Origin of the sequence: Runella sp. (assembly GCF_965279615.1) — a bacterium.
GTDB lineage: Bacteria > Bacteroidota > Bacteroidia > Cytophagales > Spirosomataceae > Runella.
Genome location: NZ_OZ257252.1, coordinates 6,228,111 through 6,249,573 on the forward strand (window position 1 = coordinate 6,228,111; position 21,463 = coordinate 6,249,573).

The following is a 21,463-nucleotide window of genomic DNA, read 5'->3' on the forward strand; positions in this document are numbered from 1 at the left end:
GTATGCGTCTTTTACTCGCCGATGACCATCCGTTGCTGCTCGACGGTTTGCGCAGCGTACTGACCGATCTTCCCGATGTTGTACTGTTTCCTTCGGTGCATAATGGTCACCAACTCATTGATTTTCTGTATAAAAATGCGGTCGATGTAGTGCTGATGGATTTGAATATGCCTAAAATTGACGGCTTTAGTGCATTAAAAATCATCAGCAAGGATTTCCCGCAAGTGAAAGTGATCGTTTTTACGAGCTATGGGCAACCTCAATTTATGCGAGAAGCACAAGCCCTCGGCGCTTCCGGCTTTCTGCTCAAAACGGCCGATGCAGCCATCATCAAAAAAGCGGTATCAGCGGTAAGTGCAGGAGAAACATGGTTCCCCGAAATTAAAGAAGAAATAGCTCAACCTGCTGCGCTCTCCGATGGGTTTGCAGTAAAATACCAGCTTACGGCCCGAGAATTGGAAATCATTAAATTGGTAGCGCAGGGGCTTACAACCAAACAGATCAGCGAAAAACTTTCCATCAGTGAATTTACGATCAATGCCCATCGACGGAATATTTCCCGTAAGACAGGCATTGATACACCCCTTGGGTTATTGCATTTTGCGCAGGAACAGGGCTTGCTTTAAGGTATTATTGTTCGTAATAATACCCAAAGATAATGTCCATTTCATCTTCGCTGGTGAGGCCGAATTTTACGGTTTTGGAAGTAATGTTATTGTACGTTACTTCTGACATCAGCCCTTCCCCTTTTTTCAATTCGATGGGTTGGGCAAACGTTTTGATTAGTGGATGTTCCCAATCAGTACTTTCATAAACGATTTCGCCATTGCGGTCACCGCCCACGATTTTGATGACGTACTTCTCGCCCAATTTATGCGTATGAGAAGTCAGCATAAGTACTTTGGTAAGTTTTGAGAACGTGAATGTCTTGGTTACTACCGAGCGTTGACCTGCATTTAAAGTGAAGCTTTCGTTGGCTAAATTAAGTGAGTTAGCCACAATTTTGACTTTTTCCTTCGCCAGTTTATAAAGATTGACGTACACTTCACCGGGAATTTTACCCGCTGTTTTGTTGACGTAGTGCGAGTTAAAATCAAACGAATAATTGGCGGGAATGCGAAGCGCAATTCCTTCCGGAAACTGATAATCGTGTTCCTGCGTCTGAGTACCTGCCCAGAAAATGTGGTTCTGCATACTCAGAAATGTCAGCAAATTGCTGGTGCCGTCGGAGTTGCGGAGGTCACGTACCTGACCTTCGGTAGGCAAGCTGTTTTGGTTTTTAAAGTCATACAGAATAAAATGGTGACTGCCGGGGCGCATACGTGATTGTACACGATTGATGTACAATTCAGTTGTATTACCGACGGGTTTACGAACGAAAATCTCCCGCTCATAGGTATTGGCTACCTCAAAGGGTTCTAAGTGGAGTTGCAGACCATCGGCGGCTTTGGGAGCCTCTAAAGCCGTGAAAGTACTTCCAAAAGTAGAGCCGCAAAGCGGAACCGAATTGGTGATCAAAGAAGCATCTGCCGAACCGCCCGAACGAGGCGCGCCGGCTTCGATCCATTTCCGGACAAATTCAATTTCGCCTATTGAAAGCCCATTGGCACCCAAAGGCATGGGATTGCCGTATTGTTTGCCGGCCAACTGTGAAGCCGCGCTGCAATTGATCTTGGTGAAAAGGAAGCTTTTTGCCACGTTGCCCGGCATGACCAAGCGCATGGAATCGGCGTTGGCGGCTGTATTTTTGGCAAATTTATTGACCAAATTGTCGTAAGATGCCGCGCCTTTCAATACTAAGCCATGTTGCCGAAAAGCAGCGTCCTGCTCTGATGCGTGGCAACCCGAAGTAGCACAGGATTTTTCAAAGATTTGGGTCTGAATGAGTTTAAAGGAGCCTTCTTCCAGCACATCTTCCGTCTCTTTCGTTTGGCAGGAACCCACCAATAAAGCCGTAATTACAGCAGTGGTGAGCGTTGAGTAATAAAATTTCAAGGTATTCATTCAGGTATAAGAACAGTTAAGAGATTGGAGGTTTTTTACGGTTCGTAAAATGCTGCTACTGAGACAATTCTTTAACGTCATGGTTTAATGATGGGTTGGAAGAAATTGGCTCATTGATCAATTCTGTAAGGCATGTCGGGCATAAGCAGCCATCATAGGTTGTTTTTATAAAAAGAGCCACTTGGCTCGGAATCGCAAATTGAAAACAGGCGCATTGAGCCGAAAGGAATGGTTTGCATTCAAACGACCGTTGACAACGCGGACATTGATGAGGCGAATATGTTGCCGGCTTTTCCACGTTATTTCACCTCTTTTTCAATGGCCAGAAAATTTACCAATTCTCCTTTTCGATTCAGCATGGGTATTATTTCGACCTGGCAAATATAATCATTACCATTCTTGCGATAATTGACGACCTTGGTGGCGGTTTTTTGCCGTGCCGCTATTTGTACTTTCAAAAAGGCGAACTGTTCGCGGTCTGTATTTGGCCCCTGCAAAAAATTAGGATTTTTGCCGATAGCTTCACCCTTTGAATAGCCCGTCATTTGCTGAAACGATGAACTTACCCACTCTATCTTTTGCTCAATATCGGTGATAACAATCGTAAATTCATTTTGCAGAATTGCGCCGAAATCAAGGCTTAAGAACCATTTTTTATTGGACTCAATGGATTTTAAGCCGGCAAGATCCCGATGCAGATGAGTTGATGCGGCTCGGTACATTTGAATAATATCCCAGCACAAAAGCGGCGAGTTTCCTTCCGGCATTGTGTACGTTTTCCGTATCATGTTGGCAAAAGCAGCCGTTGAAAACATTTTTGCAGTTATTTATTCAAAAACCAATTCGAAAGTAATTGTTTTTTGAGATGAAACAAAACGGGCTATTCAGCATAACAAAGTGAATGCCTGTTATTTAGAAGGAATGCCCAAATCCCGGGTCAGAAAAACGCGTATCCTGAACAAACTGCTCGTCGGAAAGTGATTTCAGAAACGCAATGATCTTTTGTTTTTCGTCGGCCGTGAGTGCTATTCCCAATTTTCCTTCCTGCTGAAGTAAACCGTCGAGATTGGGCGTTTGTTTTACGTTTTGCGCATAATGGTCCAACACCTGCTCCAACGTGGTAAAACGGCCATCGTGCATATAAGGCGCTGTATAGCCTACATTGCGGAGACTCGGGACTTTGAATTTATTACGGTCGTCGGGATTTTGCGTAATTGTAAAACGACCTTGATCGGGGTTGCGATCAATACTCAAGCCGTTGTTTCGGTAGTTTTGATCCGTAAATAATTCGCCCGAATGGCAACTGCTGCATTTTTGTTTGAAAAGCGTAAGCCCTTCTTTTTCAGTAGCGGTGAGGGCGTTGGTTGTGCCCCGCAGGTAGATGTCATAGCGTGAATTGTTCGACACTAACATCACCATAAATTGCGAAAGTGCTTTCATGAATCGTTCCGTCGTGATTTCTGTACTTCCGAACGCTTTTTTGAAAAGTTCGGGGTAATTGGGGTTTTTGCTATCGCGTAATTTTTGCAGTACGTTGGATAACTTCTCGTCCATTTCAACGGGATTTTCAATCGGAGCAATCGGAAAAAGATCCAAATGCTGCACACCACCATCCCAAAAAAATTCTTTGGCCCAAGCCATATTCTGAATAGAAGGCGCATTGCGCGAGCCTATTTTGTCGTCGATGCCGTGACTCAGGTCGTGGCCGTGATGGGTAAAAGCCGACGTTTGTTGGTGGCATGTTCCGCAGGCGATGGTGCCGTTACGCGATAATATTCCATCATAAAACAATGATTTTCCGAGTTGAAAACCATTGAGAGTAACAGGATTAGCAGCTAAATCGTACGTCTTTGCAGGAAAATAGCTTGGTTGTGGTACTTCGATTTTATCGGCTGAAGGATCAGGATCGGTCGGAGAGGGCGTATCCCCCGTGCGACTGCACGCAGCCCATACCCAAAGCCCCAAAGACAACCCTATACTAAGCGTTTTTTTCATTGATAACTACACTCATTCTTTTACTTCCAACACCCGAAACATGGAAGCGTAATTGTTGGCAATGGTGGAGGAATAATCCGAAAACATGACGGTAGAATTGGCGGCTAAACTGATCTTCTGAACTCCATCAAATATTTTCGCCACATCCGTGATGATCGTAATGGCAGGTTGTTGAGTAGGGCCTACCTTAGCAGGTACGGCTCCTAACGATAGTGTCACGGTTCGGAGATTATTGAACATTTTGGCGTTGTAGCCTCCGTACCCTCCTATATGGTACCTGAATTTCTGATTTCCTGCGGGGTCGGGTTCGACTTTCGAAGAATTACCTTCCAATTTCATGAAAATATAGCCTGAATTCCACGACCAGTACATACCGTCGTCGTGCGATACATCGCCGGGGTCAAGCACTCCTTTGCGGCGACTGATGTCCATCGTATTGCGGAGGCTGTCTACCCCAATGGTGAACGTAACGGCGGTATAATCACCCGCGGGAATTCGTTTTAAAACAATTTGTTTGGAGGCAGGAAACGTTTCTCTGACCAAAAAATAACTCGAATCCTGTGGGTAAGTATAAGTGGTGCCGTCTGATTTTTTAAGGGAAATATTACTGATAAAATAATTGAAGGTGGTCACCACAAAGTCTTCTCCGGAAGCGTTTTGATAGGTATCGGTGCCTAACGTAAGGGATTTATCTCCGACACGGTGGTCGAAGGTCAGCGTAAGCGAATTGAGTTCATTGGGGTCAGGGTCTGATTTGCAGGCTTGAATCAAAACTATCAGCACCGCAGACAATCCGGAAGCCCATAAAAATCCGTTTTTCATAGTGATAAGACTTACTGATTAGTAATTTAATTAAGAGAAAGATCATTTAAACTGTTTTTGTCCTCTTTAGCTATAACGCCCGGTGAAATCAAAATGATGCAGTTATTGCCGGGTTTTGAAATTAAAATTTTAGAAAAAAACAGTGTAAGATTTTAATATATAAAAAACTTATATATATTTGCTCTCATAAATCACTCTTTAAATCTTATGGAAGCAACAAGTAACGAATTTTTACGTGGAACTCTCAAAACAATTGTGTTAAAATTGCTGGCTGAGCAGGGACGTATGTACGGCTACGAAATTACTCAATCAGTAAAGGAGCGAACTAACGGCGAAATAACCCTGACTTTCGGTGCCCTATATCCTGTATTACATAAGTTGGAGCAGGAAGGTTTTTTGCTGACCGAATCGGAGGAAGTGGATGGGCGGTTGCGCAAGTACTATACTCTCACGCCGAGCGGAAGCGCAACCGCTATTCAGAAAGTGTCTGAATTTGAACGCTTTGTGGAAGCAATGCAAACCCTTCTCCAATCTCAGCAGGGATTAACATTAGGCTGAAGAATTGCCACTTTTTTAGCCTTTTTGTTGTTAATACATAGTTGATAAAAAATCCTTAACGGCATATCTCTAACGACTTTTTTGATATGAAAAAGCTAACCTCCGAACAATTGAACCGGTTGCATGAGCACCTTATCGGAAACAGCACCAACGACGCTCTGGTCAATGAATTGCTCGATCATTTGGCCTGCGAAGCAGAAGAATACCTTTGGAAAGGGTACAATTTTGATTTGGCACTGGAGAAAATCACCCAAGAAGCTAATACCAAGGCGGTAAAATATTTACGTGAAACCTACCGACACGAAGTGGCCATGACGGAAGAACAACTCGATAATGCTTCGTTGGATGATATTATTTTTGAATTCCGTAATAAAGCCTACGGAGCCTATGATCTGCGGCAGTCGTACCCGTTTGCGCTACGCAGCGCGCTTATTTTAGGCGTTGGATTGTTCCTGATGCTTATGGCATTTTTGTCCGGCGTGACACAGGGTTACTGGAGTTTTATGTCTACTTCCGGCATCATGTGGATGGTAGGCGTTTGCGGTGTGGCATATTCGTTGGGAACGTGGTTTCTTCGGAAAGCGCCGTACCGATACGCAATGCCGACATAAATTGCTTTTGTGTCCTGAGATATCATTTTTGAAGATCAGTTTTGTTAATCAACCAAACCTGTTTTGGTTTTCAGGCGGAGCTGTGTCTTTACAAAACAAACACCTTTTAACAGCCATAAAACTTTTTTCTTCATCAGTATAGTTCGGATAAGTAATTGTTGATTGCCGGACGATTACTTCTCGAAACGTTATCTGCCATTTCTAAACCCTTTATTATTTTTAACCTTAAAAGCTATGAATGCTCATTCATTGGCGCAGAAGATTATTGCCTGCTTATTTACCGGACTTGCCGGAAGTGCGTTGATTCTACAGGTTGGGCGTGATTATCGTCCTGCGTGGATAAGCCCGCCGATGGTGTTTTCAGCGGCCGGAGCAGCCCTTATCGCGGCGTTGATCTTTTCTTTTTATTGGCACTTTAAAAAGAGAAACAATGCCTCGTTTTTTTTCTCTGTTCTGAATACGCTGTGTTATGCTTTGGCCTTTGGAATTGCCCTGTTTGGTTGGAAGAAGATATTCAAATTACAATTTCAAGTGCCGGTTTCCATGCTTGATCAACCGATGACTGAACTTTCAGGAGAGTGGCTAACGTGGGCCTATTTTGGCTACTCTTATCCGTTTGCGTTAATTGTAGCATTTGCTCAATTGGGTGGGTCGTTGTTGTTGCTCTTTCCGAAAACGCGGCTTTTGGGGGGAGTTATTTTATTGCCTGTTTTACTGAACATTCTGTTTATCAATATTTTCTATCACCTCAATGCCGGCGCATTGCTTCAATCCATTATTCTTGTCTTGGGGCTGTTGTATCTCTTGTCATTGCATTACAAAGAGGTAATTACGTTCTTTTTTCGATCCTTTAAAGGAGAAACGCAAACGAACATTATTCAGCGATTGATTTTTCTATCGGCTATTGTATTGCCGTTAATTTTAGTTTTTCCTTCGCCTACCAATGCGACTAATGAGTTGAGTGGAAGCTACGAAGTGGTGCCAAAGCGCAAACCTTTCTCCCAAAGCACAGACCTATCCGTAGGACTAACCAAAGTGTATTTTGATATGGGAAATGTTGTGGTACTGGAATACGGAAATTACCAAAATCGCAAAATGGCGGCGTATAGCTATGACCGTGACACTCGTTTGTTGAAGGCCACCTTTTCCCCTGATAAGCAAAATGAAGTAATGTTAGTAACGTTAAAAAATATTGATAATCAATTGTATGTGGATGGAAATGTAAATGATCAACTATTCTCTGTCGTGTTAAAAAAGAACTGATTTTAAACTAAAAATAGCCATGAGTACTTACAATTATCCTTTCCCGGCCTTGGCCGAGACCGGCGAAACTATGACCCTGGACGACATAGTTTTCATGAATCGCCACCGTGCCTACGGAGCTTACGATCTCCGCAAAGCCTATCCAAGTGTTCTGCGCAATGCCGTTTTATTAGGTATCGGTATCTTTTTACTGCTGTTCATCGGCCCAACCATTTATGGAAAATTGGCGACGAAAGAGCCGGAATATTCAATGAAGGAAGTGACATTAAGCGATGTGAACTTAGCCCCCAAAGAAGAAAAACCGCTGCCCGAGTTGGAGAAGCCCAAAGAATTGCCGAAGCAAACTACTGTACGTTACCGCATGATTGAAGTAATGGAAAATCCGCCTCACGAAGACCTTCCGCCCCCGGTAGAAGAACTCGAAAAAGCCAATCCGGGACAGGAAACAATAGAGGGCACGGGCGATGAAGAGGTAGCCATCGTGGCTCCTCCCGAAGACATTGCTGCCCCTGAAACCGCAAAACCCGCCGAAGTAGAAGCCAAAGCGCCCGAGATCTTTGATAAAGTGGAAATAGATCCGCAATACGTGGGAGGGTCGGAAGCGTTGCAGAAGTTTTTAATGAAAAACCTCAATTATCCAAGCCCTGCTCAAAGAAGCAATATTCAAGGTCGTGTATACCTGAATTTTACGGTGGAGCCTGATGGCTCGTTGTCCAACATCAATGTAATACGCGGCATTGGTTTTGGTTGTGATGAAGAAGCTTTGCGCGTCATGAAATTGATGCCCAAATGGAAGCCCGGCAAACAATCGGGCCGTGCTGTAAGGGTGAGATTTACCATGCCGATTGTATTTGTGCTGGAGTAATCTGTAGTGCCTGATGGGTTGGGCAGCTGCTTATGCGTTAGACGGTTTTGAATGGGGATGCCCGTCCCGTCTGACGCATAAGGTGGTAAGTGCCTCAATAGCCGCTGCCAAACCGATAATTTAGACCAATGGAAGCAAAATAAGGACTGCCTGCGGAAAGCTCGCCGTTGATGCCGATATTTTCGGTGATGTAGCCGCGTAGGCCAAACAAAATCACTTGGACTTGGGGTAACACAAAACCTCCACCGAGTTTATTGCCAATAACGGTTCGCCAAATGCCGCTTCCGCCGGCTTCCTTAAAAACTTCGTCCAGTTTGTTATCTACTGAACTCGAACTTGCGTTGACCCCCCAAATGCCGATTCCCAATCGTACGCCTGAATACATGTCGAGTCGGTTGGCATTGCCGTAATGAAACAGCGCCCGAGCGCCAATCGTAACGCGTGATACATTCAGTTTTACATCTCCCAGATTTTCTTTTTTGTTATAAACAACATCCTTCAAATCCAACGAAACTTTGTTGTAACTGACAGCCCCGCCGATCGAAAACCACCGGTTGATGCCGTGATCGTAAGCCACATTGATTTGGGGGAAATTGTAGGCTTTGCCGGAAGAAAAGGAAACTGTTGTATCCGAAGCTTCCTGTGAACTCGTGATTTTCCCCCGAAAAGGAGAAAACAGACTCACGCCTGATTGTACGCTGATAACGTGTTGATAATCATCGTTTTGGGCAAAAACTCCAAAGGTGATGAAAATGAGAACTGCTGATAAGAATCTTTTTCTCATGATAATTAGGAATAATCGGCTGTTATGTTTTGAAAAATAAAATTCATTGCAAACCGGATGCAAATGAAGCGGTAAAGTAACGAAAACAGGAAGGAAATCGTGCAATTATCTATTGCGAAAGATAAAGTATAATGATTGGCTTCGAAAAGAATTTGCGATTTGCAAATCGCGAATTCTTTGAAATAATTGAGAAAACTTACCTTACCCAAGGGCTGTGTCTCACAGCCCAATAGCACAGAACTTGCTGAAGAGTTACGGAGAGGATGTCGGGTTGTGAGCAACCCGACACACTGGTAGAGATGTCCTCTTATCCTAATTACAGCCCGCAATATGCGCCTTAAAAACCGCCCCGGAATCTGCCTGGAATCCTGCTTTGAGCGTAATGGAATTTCCTGCTTGGTAGGTTATGTTTGTATCGGATCCGATTTTGTTGGCAGCGTTAATGGTTAAATTTGTCTGCTTAAGAATGCTTCCGGTAATATAATCATCAGTTGGGCTGTTGAGGGTAATGGGTTGTTCGCAGGGATGGACGATATCGACGTAATAATCTTCCGCTTCTCCATAAATATAGGGGCCGCAAGGACGAGTAGGTGTATCAGAAAAATCAAGAATCAGTCTCATCCTCGTTTTGCCCAACGGGCTGTCAATGGGTATGGTAAATGACCCCGTAATAGGCTCTTTCAGGCCGGTAGATGTATTAAAAACCCTCTCATTTTCCTGAAATTGATAGTCTTTGTTTAGATCGATCCATATGGCCAATTGGCCAAAATTATAGTATTCGGCCATGCCTACCCTAAGATTATAGGTTTGACCGATCACCAGTTTCTGCGTGGGAGATGTAATAAAACCATATCCTCCGGGAATACACCCGGAAAAGTTACTAAGAAGGCTGTCGCCAATTTGTACACTGTTTATGGCGAGTCCGGCATTGCAGCCGAAGCTATGAAAAGTAGTACAATAAAGAGGAGGCGCAGGTGTAGAATTGGTCGTAAATGTAGATGTAACGTAGCCCGAACAATTGATGCTGATTCGCCATTCATAGGCTGTATTGGGAGTTAAAGAAGTCAGAAATAAGTTTTTCGCACTGGTTGTGCCGGCAGAGATCCAGTCGACCGAAGATATGGGACGATATTCAATCGTGTAGACACCTACAGAGTGCTTCCACGATATAAGCGCTTGAGTGTCATATACTTCTAAGGTTGCCAGATCCGTTGGCGGGATAGCGCTTCCCAGACAAAGCTGAGTTTTGGCGCGAAGCAAATCCCCCGGAAACGGCCCAAAACCATTGGCTAAGTTGATCCCGGTTTCAGTTAAGTGACAGTAACTCATGATCGTGCCCCCATTGGTTGGAGCCGGGCCGGGAGCACATTCGCCTTCGGGAGTGTAACAATTGTCAAGTGCTCCTACCGGCCACGAGCAACTTTGGGTATGCGGGGAGCCGATACTATGCCCCATTTCATGCGCAACTTCCATCACACTCCATGAAAAGAACGGTAAATCAGGAATATAGGAATACATGTTTCCGCTTACCGCGTAAGCCCGTGACTTATCGCAAAGTGCATCTAAAAGAGCCATGCCTCCTCCGATATAGCGCCCCGAAAAAAGGTGGGCAAGTCTTCCATTAAAGCTGGGCGGAACCTTGGCTATAAATGAGTCAAGTGCCATACCTGAAGTTGTAGCGCCAATATACGGATCGGTAGTATCCCAGACTTTTATTTCAGAAATAACCACCGAAATTCCTTCGTTGGCATATAACGTAGCCACTTTGCTGAAAACTGAATTGATGTAATTGACCGTATTTCCAATAGTTGAACCATTATCCATGTATATCTGATGGTCGGCTTCAATGTAAACCTGAATGGAGCCGCACGCTACATTGGAAGGGTTAACCAATAGATTTTGCCCCATTGCTTTTACCGTTGGCTCTTTGGCAAAGCAGGTAAAATCTTTCTTATTCTTAAGGTCTTTGTCGTTATATAAAATGTAATTGGAAGATTTGGGTTCTTTGCCAAGATTTAAATTTCCTTTTTTGTAAGAGATTAGCCCCGTCATTTCTCCGTTTACAATGCTGATCGATGCCATGGATTGAGGATCTCCTTTGATAATTCCGTGATAGTACGAACCAAGGTCAATGATCGGATTGGTGGCTCCTGCTGCATTGGTTGTTTTGAAAAAAGGTGAAAAGATAGAGTGCGGAATGAGCTCCAATTCAATGGTTTGATTAGCGGTGACCGGAACGGAGAGTTGAATAAATGGTTTTTGTTCGCTTGCTATTCGTTCCACTTCTGATTTGTTGACTACTAATCGCGTAATAGATGCGCCTGCTACAAAAGCGGTATCGACGGCTATATTTGTCGACACCGCAGCTCTTGTAAAAAGCGTATACCTTGTGGCAGAAGTTGTAGAGCGGGCTTGATTGACCTTGTTATAAAGTTGATTTTGAGCAAAAATTGAGAAATGATGGGAGCATAAGAAAAACAGAATGATTGTCCATTTTAGCTTCAAAAGGCGAACCTTTTGAATGGTAGATAGAAATAGTGTCATGGTATAATTCTTTTTGGTGTTATAAGGAGATAAAAGAATACCGACTTGCCGTAGGGAAAAGTAAAGATAAATAATCAAAGTTAAAATTGTATTAAATTGTTATTTTGAAATTCTAAGCAGTAAAAAAAAATCATTTTTTAGCCAAACTTTGGCGAACTTTGTAGTTAGTAAAAATGAACCAATATGCCCGTTTTTGAAGCCAAAGCAGAGTTAGCTAAAATTCCGACCGAACCGGGAGTGTATCGTTATTTTAGCGAAGAAGGAGAGATAATTTACGTAGGAAAGGCCAAAAATCTCAAAAATCGCGTTAGCAGTTACTTTGTTAAGAACCATCCTGATCGCAAAACGCGACGCTTGGTGAGTCAGATCCGTCGGATAGAATATACTATTGTGCATACGGAATTTGATGCATTATTGCTCGAAAACCAACTCATTAAGCGTTACCAGCCACGCTTCAATATTCTCCTGCGCGACGATAAAACCTACCCGTTCATTAAGGTATTTAATGAGCCTTTCCCAAGGGTTGAGACATCGCGCCGGTTGGATAAAAAAACGGGAACATTCTACGGGCCGTTTGCGAATCTGCGTTCGATGTACAATTTGTTGGACATGTTCCGTGAGCTCTATACGTTGCGTACCTGCAACCTTAATCTGACGCCCGAAAATATCGAAGCGGGCAAATTCAAGGTGTGTATGGAATTTCATTTAAAACGCTGCAAAGGTCCGTGTGAAGGAAGGCAGTCGTTGGAAGAGTACGATCAGGAGATAGCTTCCGTTCATCAGATATTGAAAGGACAAATGAGCATTCCGCAGAATTATTTTAAGCAAAATATGATCGCGGCGGCCGAAAAAATGGAGTTTGAAAAAGCCCATGAATGGAAGATGAAATTGGAAACGCTGCAAAACTTTCAGGCCAAATCGACCGTCATTAACCCCAAGATCGGAAATGTAGATGTAGTGGCCATTGCGTCCGACGAAGACGCGGCGTACGTAAATTACCTTAAAATCGTGAACGGCTATATTATGGCCGCCCAAACGCTCGAAATCAAGAAAAAATTAGACGAACCTGACGATGAAATCCTGGCATTAGTGCTGTTTGAAATGCGAACTACGTACGAAAGCGAGGCGAAAGAAATCATTTCGAATATTGACATTACCACCGATTTTAAGGCAGAAGTCACCATTCCGAAGATCGGCGATAAACGAAGCTTACTGGAAATGGCGCTCAAAAATGTGCATTTTTTCCGCAAAGAAAAGGCTGAACGTCAATTGATCGAGTCCAGCGCCACCACCAATCGCCGCGACCGGGTATTGATTAAATTAAAAGCCGACCTTCAACTCAAAAACCTGCCGCATCATATCGAATGTTTTGATAACTCCAATATTCAGGGAACCAACCCCGTAGCGGCGATGGTGTGTTTTAAGGAAGGCCGTCCGTCGAAAAAGGACTATCGGCATTTCAGCATCAAAACCGTCATTGGCCCTAACGACTTCGCGAGTATGCATGAGGTGGTGACGCGCCGCTACACGCGGGTTTTGGAAGAAGAGAGCGGCTTGCCCGACCTGATCGTTGTAGACGGAGGCAAAGGGCAGCTCAGCGCGGCCTGCGATGCGCTCAAAGCCTTGGATCTTTACGGTAAAATCCCCATTGTAGGCATTGCCAAACGATTGGAAGAGATTTATTTCCCTGAAGATTCGTTGCCGTTGTACATTGATAAAAAATCAGAATCGCTGCGCCTCATTCAGCAAATTCGCGACGAAGCTCACCGCTTTGCCATCACCTACCACCGCGACAAGCGCAGCCGAAATGCGTTCGTGAGTGAATTGGAAAACATTGAAGGGATCGGTAAAAAGACAGCCGCTAATTTGCTCAAAGAATTTCGAGGCGTAAAGGCTATTCGTGAGGCAGATGTGGAACGAATCGCGCAGTTTGTGGGCAAAGATAAAGCCCAAAAGATCAAGGAATATTTTGCGGCGATTGAGCAGTAATAGTTAGAACACTGATTGTGTATGATTGTTATGGTTTTCGCTGTTTTATCATAAAGATCATCCTGATCAGTGTTCCATTTATTGCAGAAATCAGTTAGACTAATGCTGCTGCCTGCGCTTTGATGGCATCAAACGTAATGTCAAAATGCGACGTATCGTACACGCTTTCACCGTTGCGAATCACGATGGCCTGCGGCGATTCATGTTCTACGCCAAACTCTTGGGCAATTTGATTTGAAACGGAGCGATACGCGATCAGATCCAAAAAATAAGGTTTCAAATCACCCACTTCGTCTTGCTTCCAGTTGCGTTCCAATCGTCCAAGGGTGGCAGAACTGATAGAACAGCGTGTGCTGTGTTTCAAAATCAAAACGGGGTATTGGTGCGATTCTTTTTTGATTTCCTCTAATTGGGCACTATCATTGAGTTTATTCCAATTCATTGTATAAAATGTTTTGTTGACCGACTTAACTAATGGTGTAAATTTTAAACGTTGCTTCTTCTTTTAACGCCTAACCGTTTAGCTTTGCCAAGAAAACACAACCTTACCAAAAATTGTTCGCTTTCATCTACACTCTTGGAATTTATCTTGCGCAGGGCGTCGCCCGTTTGGTAGCTCTTTTTCACCTCAAAACTCGCCTATGGGTAAAAGGCCAGGAGCAGGCTTGGCAATTGATCGAAAGATGGAACAAGGAATATGAAGAACGGAAAAAGGGAAACATAAATCCAAAATCCAAAATCGCCAATCCAGAATCAGCAACTCCTACTTTCTGGTTTCATGCGGCTTCTTTGGGCGAATTTGAGCAGGGGCGCCCCGTGATTGAGGCGTGTCGCCGGCAATATCCTACGGCTACGATCGTGCTGACGTTTTTTTCACCGTCCGGCTATGAAAACAAAAAAGACTACGATCAGGCAGATTTAGTGTGTTATTTGCCCGCCGACGCGCCTGCTAACGTAACGCGGTTTTTGGATGTGATTCGGCCCGATATGGCGCTGTTTATCAAGTATGAATTTTGGCCGAATTACCTTCAGGAACTTAAAAAACGGCAGATACCTTCTGTGTTGTTTTCGGCTATTTTTCGCCCTGATCAATTGTTTTTTAAAGCTTACGGCGGTTTTTACCGTAATGTATTATTTTGCCTCGACCATATTTTAGTACAAAATCAGGAATCCGAAAATTTGCTGAAATCAATTAACTATAACCAAGTTATACTTGCCGGTGATACGCGTTTGGATCGGGTTGTGCAAATTGCCAAACAAGCCAAAACATTTCCCATTATTGACCAATTTAAAGGTGATATCCCTTTGTTGATTGTAGGTTCTGCTTGGCCTGATGATTTGGAAGTGGTTTTTTCATTCCTGAATAATTTTAAGCATCCGCTCAAAGTCATCGTTGCTCCGCACGAGATCAACGCCGAGCAAATTGCCAAATGGCAAGAGGCAGTAAATGCAGAATCGCTGATTTACAGCGAGTTAGTAAAGGGTAGTAAAAATGAGAATGCGTCGCTACTTTTTCTTGATACAGTGGGCATGCTTTCTTCCGTTTATCGCTATGCTGATTTTGTGTTTGTGGGGGGAGGTTATCGGGATGGATTGCACAACACAATGGAGCCGGCCGTATTTGGAATGCCGATCTTTTTCGGACAGCCTTATTATCAAAAATTTCAGGAAGCCTTAGACTTACTTCAACTCGGCGGCGCTCAGACTGTAGCCAACGCCGAAGACTTCGGGAAAGTGTTTGTAGAAGTATATGATAATGAGGAATTAAGAAAACAAAAAGCAGCAATTTGCCTCAATTACGTTCAAAAAAACGCCGGTGCCACAGAGAAAGTAATGGTGGTGATCAATAGTAAATTTGTCATGTCCTAGGTGCCTGTGTGCCATTGTTAGTGTTTTTATCAATAAACCGGTCGCAAATGCAAAAAGAGAGTTTCGGTGTTATCATCAACAACGGCATCTCAAAAATAGCTTCGGAGAAGCTTTACCATAAATGAGTTAATGTTAGGCTTCTCCGAAGCCTGAATGCTTCAAAATCAAATCATCTCTACAAAGGTTAAACCTCTCCGAGGTAATTTTGTGCCATTTTCAGAGTTTTCACCAACAAGAACGTAAAATGTAGAGACGCAAAATTTTGCGTCTCTACCGTCCAAATTTCAGCGTTGTTCCGAGTCGAAAAACAGTTCGCTGGTATTTAAAATCTTGGAATACCGCTACTGCTTCCACCCTGAAAAAGGGAAAGCCCGGCACTAAGCCGTCCAGTCCGTAGCCCAATTCGGTGTAATGAGGAAGGGTAGGCGTCAGAAGATAATGCACCATGAGATTTTCTTTCAGACCGGCCAAACGCACAAAGGGAATGCGCGTCAGCAGCAAGCGACGTGATTCGCTGACTATGTGCGCTTCCAGAAAACGCTGCGAGGTGCTGTATTTGTAGTAAGGCAACGCCCTGAATTGCGAAAAAGCATCACCGTATTGTACAAAGGCCTGATTGCCCATAAAGTGCTTATAATCCATGAAATAGACGCTGCGGTTATTAAGAAACGTACCCGTTGAAAAAGTATAATGCAACTCGCTCCGCACACCCGTTTGCACATCCTGCCGAAGGCTTAATTCAACCAGATCATAATCCACGACGCTGTTGGCGATGTTTGGAATGCCTTTAGTGTATTGAAAAACCACCGCAGGGTTTTTGTTGTTCATGTACCGTTTGCGTCCGTTGTAAATGCGGTATTGCTGTCCGGGGCGCCATGTAATTGAAACATCAAAGGTGAGCGCTTCGTGGGTTTGAAAGCGATAGTTGGATTCTTTGGCACCAAGGCGATCACTGTATTCCTGATTGAAGGGCGCATTGGGCGTAAATTCAAATTGATTCCAACGAATCCAGGGACGGGCATTTTCGAGGTTGGATAATTCGTAGCGACGACCGTATTCCAGACCTCCCGTAATACTGAATACATCGGCCAAACGAGCGTAATTAAAAGATAATCGTCCGAAATCCTTTTCGTAGATCTTCATGAAATTATTCTCAAACCACAGCGTAGCAGTAGTATTCATGTTGGCATTGATAGGATTGTCAGAGTTGAATTGCGACACATACCGCCCGCCGGTCAATGAGATGCCACGCCGTCTTCCGATCCAACCGGTCGATACCGTTCCGGATACAGCTTCGCGACCAAACGCATAACGTACCAATGGCTTGACATAGAATGAATTGTCACGATTGAAGCGCCGTTTGAAATTAAAACTGCTTTCCAATACATAGCCATCTACGGTGTTGTACGTTGCATTTCGGGGATTAAAAGGCCCTTCATAATCTAAGGCCCAATTTTTGGAAAGCCGAAATGAACGTCCCGTCAAAATGCTGATAAAGTCTACTTTAGAAGAATCCTTTTTCGCTTTGCTGCTGTCGGCTTTGATTGCTATTTGCTTTACAATGCGTAGACTGTCGGAATGTTTGTAGCTTTTAGTTTCAATCTCGGTGAGCGGAATGGTACGAATTTCATTCCAAAAAGTATCGCTCCGTTTGTTAGCCATCGAATCAATGATGATGGAGTCATTGCGAACTACGTTGATGTCTTCGTTTTGTTCTTTGCGTTCGCGTTTTTCCTGCTTTTCATATTCCTTCATGATCTTGCGCATCTGCTTGGTTGACACCTCTTTCTGTTGTTTGGCAAGCTCATTGAGTTTCTTGGTGCGCAGGTCTTTTTTTGTCAGATCATTGGCGGGTTTTTCAAATTTTTCATCCAATACGACCATCGATTCTTTGAAGGCAGGATTGACGTTGAGGTTTTTATAGGTCATCGAAACGACGTATTTGAACTCCCCGGAAAATCCCATCATGGAGCCGCCGAACCGAAACTGGAGATTGGTTGGCATCCACACTGCCTGTATAGGATTGAACACCTGTTTAACATCTACATCAAGGCTCTGAACGGTGGTTTGAAGGTTCAAACTGTGAATCGCCCAAGTGTTTTCGATGATGTAAATTTGGCCTTTAAAAACGCCTTCGCCGTACGAGCGCGGAATAACTTTGATCTGATTTACTTCCAGATCGCCTTCGCGAAACGAACCTTCGTATTCAAATTTATAATAGCCAAATGCTTTGGGCGACAGCGGCGACACGGCATCGCCAATTGTAGGGTTGTAAAAGCTGGCCAACACAAATGCGTTGGGACTGGGTGCGCTGTTATCCAGACTGTTACGGGTAGAAATAATACGTTGTTGGTAATTATTGGGTTGACGGAAAGTGATCTCATTCACACTTTCGTTCAAGATCGGGCGACCTTCTTCAATGCCTTCTTTTTTAAGGGCTTTTTCCGCAAAAAACGGAATTTTGGTCGCTACTCCTGTCGTTTTGATGTAGGCGCGGGCGCTGTACGAAGCTACCTGCAACGCATGAAAACGAGATTTGGCGATGGCCCGCCGCATGATGGTATACGCGGGATCTTCGCTTTTAGAGCCTACTTTTACTTCGTTGATGTTTAACGCCTGCTCTTCAAGGACAACATCAAAGGTTTGAAAATCAGCGGTTACGTCAACCGATTTAACGATGGTTTTGAAACCTAAATATTGAAAAATAACCTCATAACGCCCGGGTTGCAATGCCAACTCGTAGTGGCCGTCGGAGTTGGCCATGGTGCCCAGATTGGTTCCTTTTATCGCAATGGCAGCATACGCAAGCGGCTCACCCTTAGCGGTTTTGACGCTGCCTTTGATGCCGCCCGCAAACGCAGAGGTGCCGATCAGAAAAAAGAATAAAAGCCTGATAATGTTCATGATGTGGGTAATCAGCTGCGTATGAAATCTTAGCAATAATGGTATGTCATTTGGTAAAATTCAATTCCCTGTTGTCTGCTTTGTTGAGTGTCATTTTTGGAATTCATTGCCTGTAAATCTCCAAACGACGCCAAGGCATTGTTCATTTGTCAGTATATACGCGGAAACAGGTAATTCTGACAAAATTTATTGACTTTTTGTTAGACTCCGGAAATTGAATTCATCTAATGGTAAAAACCCCAACAAGTTCAAATAATGTGTTTTTGATTTATAACCTGACAAATTTAGCCGAAAGTATTGCTTTTTTTTACAGCTATTTTATCCCGTCCTATTGAAACGCAATGTTTGTATTTCTTATTTCTTAATAAACATTATATTCCCTCGGAATAACAATTGGAAAATGGCCGCCCATGAACACATAAAGAATGAAAAGGGCGATCATAAGCGTTGTAAAAATGATAAATAAGGCTTGAAGATCGGCCTGTTTTTTATCGATTATTGAAGCCACTTTTTTGCGGTGGGTAGCGGCGACGTGTAATCCGAATGCCATGATCCCTAAAAAGTAATAAGGTACAAAGTAGAATTTGAACGGCGCTTCCAGAACTACGCGAGCCGCGAAGTAAAAGTTAGTGTCAAACGTAAAGTAGGTTCGTTGGAAAAGTACCGCCGGAATGTGCTGGACAATGAAATAGGCAAAAACCACTCCTGAGTAGAGTTGCAAACGTTCATTGAGCGTTAGAGAAGGCTGCTTTCTTAAATAAATGACTTGCCTGATGCCGCTGTATACCTGAAACCCAAAGCAAACGATCAGTAATACTTCAACAAAAGGTTGACGATAAACCACGCGGAGCGATTCCATGATTTCTCGGTGAGTTTCAATACCAAACCACGCCATAGCATGATTGAACAAGTGCGCGAAAGCAAACACGGCAATGATGATTCCCGTAATTCGGTGAATAGACGTTAGGTTCATAAGGGTATGAATAACAGTTTATTAAAGCATGGGTATTAAAAAAACAATCGAACCGAGAATGAACAAAGCCGTGAAGATATAAATGGCCGGCCGGTCAAATTTGAAAAAGATAAATTGCTCTGCCGTGCGCCCCAACCAAAAAATCGAAAATCCAATGAGCAGTACATTTCCCAATTCGGTGCTGTAAAGCGGCTGAGGATAACGAAAGCAAACGAAGGCTAAAAACAAAAATAAATAAGTGAGGCGAAGGTTAAGGATCTGCATTACTGCCCTGTTTAACGAAGTGAGCTTTTGAAGGTCTTTGTTCCACCGAAACAGTTTCCAAAAACACGCGTGAAAAACCGCGAAGAAGAGGCTGTGAAGCCCGCACATATAAACCCAAATTGTCTTGTCCATTGCTGCAAATGGTTAGGCAACAAAAGTGGCATGGCAAAAAGAGAATTCATTTGACAAAAGTCAAAAAATCAATACTTAGCTCGAATACGACTCAAGGTTTCGAGCGAAATGCCTAAATAGGAGGCGATATGAGTGAGTTGAAGTCGATTTTGGAGGTTGGGAAACCGTTTGAGAAATGTTTCGTAACGTTGTTGAGCATTCTGGAATTGAATCATATCGATGCGTTCCTGTAAGATCAGAAACTGATCCATCGTTATGAGTCGACCGATGCGCTCAAAGGCGTGGAAGTTGCGGTACAATTCTTCCAGATCGTCGTAAAGAAAAGCGTAAACTTCCGAGTTTTCGAGCAATTCGATGTTATAGCGGCTCGGTTGTCGGGAATAAAAACTGTCAATTGCGGTAAACGGATTGCCTGATGTGGCCAGCCAGTCGATCACTTCTTTGTCTTCTTTGCAATGGTAAATGCGCGCCAAGCCATTGGCCATGAAATACATGTAATGGCAAACCTGACCCTGATGAAACAACAAATGCCCTTTGGGATATTTATTGATCTTTGTTTTGGCAAGGATCAACGCTTTGGCTTCTTCCGGTAAGCGGTTGATGTCTTCCAAAAAATTGAAAAGTGACTGCACGGAGATAACGCGTTAGCCTATAAAAAAACCTTCATCGTATGCTTCACAGAAATCAAAATAATCCTGATGCACTTTGGTAGGATATGCCTGACAATACGCCTTCAGATCATTTTGCCATTGAGTCTCCTGCGCAAAATCAATGAGTTGGTCGGCAATCGAAGAACCCTGCCGCCCTGAACTGCGCAAATGCCCGGAGGCGGTCAGCGTACCCATCGTGCGAATCAATGCCTCCAACGATTCCAATTCACCGTCCCATTCATGAAAATCAAACTTGTCCTGCTCAGGTTGTAACTCTTTCAGAACGTATGACTTAGATTCACCTTCTACCACGTTTAAAAGCGTTGGCAGCACATTATTGACGCGCTGCTGGATTATCACAATGCGCTCGGCTTCGCTTGCGCGGACGGGTTGCGGCAAATGAATATAGGAGTTTAAAACCGATTGTCGAGCTTCCTTCAGGTCAAGCAAATACGATTTTTCGTTCATACTTTCTACCAATAATACATACCGCTCCAAGCCCAAACTCGCCGTTCCCGTTACTCGAATGCCAACGTCACATATTTTCTTGAAAAAAGGATTCGGGTGTTGCTGTTGCCAAGCCATCACCATTTTCTCTACTTCTGCCCTTTTTTTGGGCGCAATGCTCAATACTTTTTCATCGTCAATTTTAAGCTTGCGGTCATTATCTATCTTAATGGTGCGCTCTTTGATAAAATCTTTTCGGCGGCGTTTCTCCAGTTTTTCCATGAATTGCTGCAACATTCCCGTAGTGGTACGCCGTTCAATATCAATGGGTTTTCCGGAAGAAAGCGTCTTGGTATAACTGTCCAGAAAAGCGTTAATGATAATGGTAGATTCAGATTCTTCCAGATCCAATTCCTCGGCGGCCAAATGAATACTCACCAACATACGGCTCAATTCCCAGGTGACAGGAAGCAACATAGCCTCATCAAAGTCATTCAGATCAAAATAGACCAATCGATTTTCGGCTTTATACGTGCCGAAATTTTGCAAATGCAGATCGCCACATCCCCACACGCGGGAGCTATCAGCGGTAGAAAAATGCTGCGCAAAATCATCGTAAAACAAATGGCTCGTCGCGCGAAAAAAACGATACAGGTCTTCGGTCATCCGCTCGTATTTATGCGCGAGCAAAAGCGCATCGCGGCCGGCATTGAATTGTTTTATCTGTTCTGAAGCAGTCATGGTTGTATCTGATTCTATGGATGATCGATCAAATTGCGTTCTCCGGCA

Annotated in this window: 20 protein-coding genes; 7 read left to right on the forward strand and 13 right to left on the reverse strand. The window is 43.7% G+C overall.

What is annotated here, in order from left to right; genetic code table 11:
- Nucleotides 1–2 precede the first annotated feature (2 nt).
- Nucleotides 3–626, forward strand: a complete 624-nt coding sequence (locus ACQY73_RS26055) for a response regulator (protein ID WP_428656743.1) — start codon at nucleotides 3–5, stop codon at nucleotides 624–626.
- Between the two features lie 4 nt (nucleotides 627–630).
- Here the strand turns inward: ACQY73_RS26055 and ACQY73_RS26060 are convergent, their stop codons facing one another.
- The 5 genes from ACQY73_RS26060 to ACQY73_RS26080 all read right to left on the reverse strand — a co-directional run bounded on the left by ACQY73_RS26060 (nucleotide 631) and on the right by ACQY73_RS26080 (nucleotide 4,821).
- Entirely contained in the window at nucleotides 631–2,004 is a 1,374-nt protein-coding gene (locus ACQY73_RS26060) for a hypothetical protein (protein WP_428656746.1), read from the reverse strand.
- A gap of 55 nt (nucleotides 2,005–2,059) precedes the next feature.
- A complete protein-coding gene (locus ACQY73_RS26065) occupies nucleotides 2,060–2,302 on the reverse strand; it encodes a cysteine-rich CWC family protein (protein ID WP_428656749.1) in 243 nt (80 codons plus the stop codon).
- A gap of 1 nt (nucleotide 2,303) precedes the next feature.
- Complete coding sequence (locus ACQY73_RS26070; protein ID WP_428656751.1) at nucleotides 2,304–2,819, reverse strand: PAS domain-containing protein; 516 nt, start codon at nucleotides 2,817–2,819, stop codon at nucleotides 2,304–2,306.
- Nucleotides 2,820–2,916: 97 nt separating this feature from the next.
- Complete coding sequence (locus ACQY73_RS26075; RefSeq protein WP_428656753.1) at nucleotides 2,917–3,999, reverse strand: cytochrome-c peroxidase; 1,083 nt, start codon at nucleotides 3,997–3,999, stop codon at nucleotides 2,917–2,919.
- Nucleotides 4,000–4,011: 12 nt separating this feature from the next.
- Nucleotides 4,012–4,821: an MbnP family protein gene (locus ACQY73_RS26080; RefSeq protein WP_428656755.1), complete on the reverse strand. Its 810-nt coding sequence runs from the start codon at nucleotides 4,819–4,821 to the stop codon at nucleotides 4,012–4,014.
- A 207-nt stretch (nucleotides 4,822–5,028) separates the two neighbouring features.
- Here ACQY73_RS26080 and ACQY73_RS26085 point away from each other — a divergent pair, with 207 nt between their 5' ends.
- From ACQY73_RS26085 to ACQY73_RS26100, 4 genes are all read left to right on the forward strand, one after another.
- The gene (locus ACQY73_RS26085; protein WP_428656757.1) at nucleotides 5,029–5,379 is read left to right on the forward strand and encodes a PadR family transcriptional regulator; all 351 of its coding nucleotides are present in this window, start codon (nucleotides 5,029–5,031) and stop codon (nucleotides 5,377–5,379) included.
- An 86-nt stretch (nucleotides 5,380–5,465) separates the two neighbouring features.
- Entirely contained in the window at nucleotides 5,466–5,990 is a 525-nt protein-coding gene (locus tag ACQY73_RS26090; protein WP_428656759.1) for a hypothetical protein, read from the forward strand.
- Nucleotides 5,991–6,224: 234 nt separating this feature from the next.
- A complete protein-coding gene (locus tag ACQY73_RS26095; RefSeq protein ID WP_428656762.1) occupies nucleotides 6,225–7,253 on the forward strand; it encodes a hypothetical protein in 1,029 nt (342 codons plus the stop codon).
- Nucleotides 7,254–7,272: 19 nt separating this feature from the next.
- Nucleotides 7,273–8,118 (forward strand): energy transducer TonB, encoded by an 846-nt coding sequence (locus ACQY73_RS26100; RefSeq protein WP_428656764.1) that lies wholly within the window; start codon nucleotides 7,273–7,275, stop codon nucleotides 8,116–8,118.
- A gap of 94 nt (nucleotides 8,119–8,212) precedes the next feature.
- Here ACQY73_RS26100 and ACQY73_RS26105 read toward each other — a convergent pair whose 3' ends face one another.
- Both ACQY73_RS26105 and ACQY73_RS26110 read right to left on the reverse strand, forming a co-directional pair.
- Nucleotides 8,213–8,902 (reverse strand): hypothetical protein, encoded by a 690-nt coding sequence (locus tag ACQY73_RS26105; RefSeq protein WP_428656766.1) that lies wholly within the window; start codon nucleotides 8,900–8,902, stop codon nucleotides 8,213–8,215.
- Nucleotides 8,903–9,214: 312 nt separating this feature from the next.
- Nucleotides 9,215–11,446, reverse strand: coding sequence for a 3-coathanger stack domain-containing protein (locus ACQY73_RS26110; protein ID WP_428656768.1), 2,232 nt, complete (start codon nucleotides 11,444–11,446; stop codon nucleotides 9,215–9,217).
- A 183-nt stretch (nucleotides 11,447–11,629) separates the two neighbouring features.
- On the opposite strand from ACQY73_RS26110, the gene uvrC reads away from it, so the two are divergent.
- Nucleotides 11,630–13,435 (forward strand): excinuclease ABC subunit UvrC, encoded by a 1,806-nt coding sequence (gene uvrC / locus ACQY73_RS26115; protein ID WP_428656771.1) that lies wholly within the window; start codon nucleotides 11,630–11,632, stop codon nucleotides 13,433–13,435.
- Nucleotides 13,436–13,529: 94 nt separating this feature from the next.
- Here uvrC and ytxJ read toward each other — a convergent pair whose 3' ends face one another.
- Entirely contained in the window at nucleotides 13,530–13,877 is a 348-nt protein-coding gene (gene ytxJ, locus ACQY73_RS26120; protein WP_428656773.1) for a bacillithiol system redox-active protein YtxJ, read from the reverse strand.
- A 113-nt stretch (nucleotides 13,878–13,990) separates the two neighbouring features.
- Here ytxJ and ACQY73_RS26125 point away from each other — a divergent pair, with 113 nt between their 5' ends.
- Complete coding sequence (locus tag ACQY73_RS26125; protein WP_428656775.1) at nucleotides 13,991–15,304, forward strand: 3-deoxy-D-manno-octulosonic acid transferase; 1,314 nt, start codon at nucleotides 13,991–13,993, stop codon at nucleotides 15,302–15,304.
- A gap of 270 nt (nucleotides 15,305–15,574) precedes the next feature.
- Here the strand turns inward: ACQY73_RS26125 and ACQY73_RS26130 are convergent, their stop codons facing one another.
- The 5 genes from ACQY73_RS26130 to ACQY73_RS26150 form a co-directional block, all read right to left on the reverse strand.
- Nucleotides 15,575–18,208: a DUF5686 and carboxypeptidase regulatory-like domain-containing protein gene (locus ACQY73_RS26130; protein ID WP_428656777.1), complete on the reverse strand. Its 2,634-nt coding sequence runs from the start codon at nucleotides 18,206–18,208 to the stop codon at nucleotides 15,575–15,577.
- Nucleotides 18,209–18,569: 361 nt separating this feature from the next.
- Nucleotides 18,570–19,181 carry a hypothetical protein gene (locus ACQY73_RS26135; protein ID WP_428656780.1) on the reverse strand — a complete coding sequence of 204 codons (612 nt, stop codon included), beginning with the start codon at nucleotides 19,179–19,181 and terminating at the stop codon, nucleotides 18,570–18,572.
- Nucleotides 19,182–19,202: 21 nt separating this feature from the next.
- Nucleotides 19,203–19,577, reverse strand: coding sequence for a hypothetical protein (locus ACQY73_RS26140; protein ID WP_428656783.1), 375 nt, complete (start codon nucleotides 19,575–19,577; stop codon nucleotides 19,203–19,205).
- Nucleotides 19,578–19,645: 68 nt separating this feature from the next.
- Nucleotides 19,646–20,209 (reverse strand): Crp/Fnr family transcriptional regulator, encoded by a 564-nt coding sequence (locus tag ACQY73_RS26145; protein WP_428656786.1) that lies wholly within the window; start codon nucleotides 20,207–20,209, stop codon nucleotides 19,646–19,648.
- 12 nt (nucleotides 20,210–20,221) lie between these two features.
- A complete protein-coding gene (locus ACQY73_RS26150; RefSeq protein ID WP_428656788.1) occupies nucleotides 20,222–21,415 on the reverse strand; it encodes a DUF2252 domain-containing protein in 1,194 nt (397 codons plus the stop codon).
- Nucleotides 21,416–21,463: the final 48 nt, after the last annotated feature.